The 1167-nt window shown below is 67.5% G+C and carries 2 protein-coding genes; both read right to left on the minus strand.

Going from position 1 to position 1167, the window contains the following annotated elements:
- Positions 1–34: 34 nt before the first annotated feature.
- A complete protein-coding gene (locus tag ACF07S_RS33485; RefSeq protein ID WP_391975929.1) occupies positions 35–565 on the minus strand; it encodes a transposase in 531 nt (176 codons plus the stop codon).
- 41 nt (positions 566–606) lie between these two features.
- Complete coding sequence (locus ACF07S_RS33490; RefSeq protein ID WP_391975928.1) at positions 607–1101, minus strand: transposase; 495 nt, start codon at positions 1099–1101, stop codon at positions 607–609.
- Between the last annotated feature and the right edge of the window lie 66 nt (positions 1102–1167).

Raw genomic sequence — 1167 nt, forward strand, 5'->3', positions numbered from 1 at the left:
TACTGAGGTTGAACTCGTGATGTCGTGCTGTTGCTCAGGTGGGTCTGATGGTCAGGCCGGTCTCGGCGAGGCAGCCGTCTATGAGGTGACTGCGGTACTGGATGTGCCGTAGGCCGCGTTGGATGCGCTGGATGAGGTGTTCGGGGGTGGAGAAGGCGACGTTGGAGAGCCAGCCGCGTCGCAGGAGGGACCAGATCCCTTCGACGGGGTTGAGGTCGGGTGCGTAGGGCGGCAGGTAGTAGATGGTCAGCCAGTTCCGGGCCTCGGCGAACTTCTTCAGGTCGGCGGCCTTGTGGACGTTGAGGTTGTCCCAGATGAGCACGATGGGGCCGCCGAGCTGCTGGTGGGCGGCGATCAGCAGGTCCCGGTAGTCGCGCCAGGAGAAGCTCTTGCGGCCGTCGCGTCTGCCGTCGTCCCGGCGTGGCCGGTAGATCAGTCTTGAGCGGTGGCCGGGTTTGTAGCAGGTCAGCGCCGCGATGGAGATCTGTCTGCGGGAACGGCCGCGGACCGGCACGATGGGGGTTCGGCCGCGTTGTGACCAGGTCTTCGCCTGCGGCGGCGTCATGGAGAATCCGGCCTCGTCCTCGAAGACGAGCCAGGCTCCACTCACCGCCGCGAGTCTTCCGCGCAGGGCCACACCTCCTTGACCCACCCGGTTACCGCCTCGTCGTCCCGCTCGAGTGCACGTCGGGCCGGGACCTGGCAGGACCAGCCGTTGCGGACCAGCAGCTTGTGCACGCCCTGGATCGTGTAGGTGAGGTGGAAGCGCCGGCCGATCACCGTCTTGATCCGCGTCAGCGCCCACCGCTGGTCCTCCCAGCCGTGCGCGGCCGGCCCCTTGGCCAGCTCCGCCTCCAACTGCGCGAACTGCTTCTCGCTCAGCCTCGGCAGCGACGCAGGTCCCTGCGACCGCAGAGCCCGCGGACCGCCCGCGTCCCACATCTGCCGCCATCGCTGCACCGACCGGACGCTGACCCGCAGGTCCTTGGCGATCACCGAGCTTGCCTCGCTCTGGACGAACCTCTCGGCCGCCTTGAGCCGTAACTCCTGGCGGAACTGCTGTCGTTCGGCGGTCAGCCCGCCCCCTTGTGGATACCGCATGTCCCGGTGATACCGCACGGGCGACCAGCCGTCAGCCCCTACGACTCCACGAGTTCAACCTCAGTA

Source organism: Streptomyces sp. NPDC016640, from assembly GCF_043076215.1.
Taxonomy (GTDB): Bacteria; Actinomycetota; Actinomycetes; order Streptomycetales; family Streptomycetaceae; genus Streptomyces.

Excerpts from the sequence above, each read along its gene's own strand:
- ACF07S_RS33485 (WP_391975929.1), bottom strand. The coding sequence starts at position 565 with ATGACGCCGCCGCAGGCGAAGACCTGGTCACAACGCGGCCGAACCCCC.
- ACF07S_RS33490 (WP_391975928.1), bottom strand. The coding sequence starts at position 1,101 with ATGCGGTATCCACAAGGGGGCGGGCTGACCGCCGAACGACAGCAGTTC.